General features: G+C 74.1%; 1 protein-coding gene and 1 pseudogene. Both read right to left on the reverse strand.

Translation table 11 applies throughout. The features are described 5' to 3' along the window. A partial coding sequence (locus DVH23_RS23300) for an RNA-binding protein (protein ID WP_232833915.1) occupies positions 1–206 on the reverse strand: 206 nt, incomplete at its 3' end. A gap of 18 nt (positions 207–224) precedes the next feature. Beyond that, positions 225–293 (reverse strand): annotated as a pseudogene (locus DVH23_RS25195) (hypothetical protein); the annotation flags it as partial.

Raw genomic sequence — 293 nt, forward strand, 5'->3', positions numbered from 1 at the left:
CCGCCACCACCACCACCGTAGCCACCGCCGCCACCGTAGCCGCCGCCGCCACCGCCGTAGCCGCCGCCGCCATCACGGCGCCCGCCACCGCCGTAGCCGCCGCCTCCACGGCCACCACCGTAGCCGCCGCCGCCGCCTCCACGGCCGCCGCGGGACTGGGCCTCGTTGACGGTGATGTTGCGGCCGTCCAGCTCCTTGCCGTTCATGCCCTCGATGGCGTTCCGCATCGCCTCCTCCGTGGAGAAGGTGACGAAGCCGAAGCCGCGGGACCTCTGCGTCTCCCGATCGAGGAT

The organism is Saliphagus sp. LR7 (assembly GCF_003344565.1).
In the GTDB taxonomy this organism is placed as follows: domain Archaea; phylum Halobacteriota; class Halobacteria; order Halobacteriales; family Natrialbaceae; genus Saliphagus; species Saliphagus infecundisoli.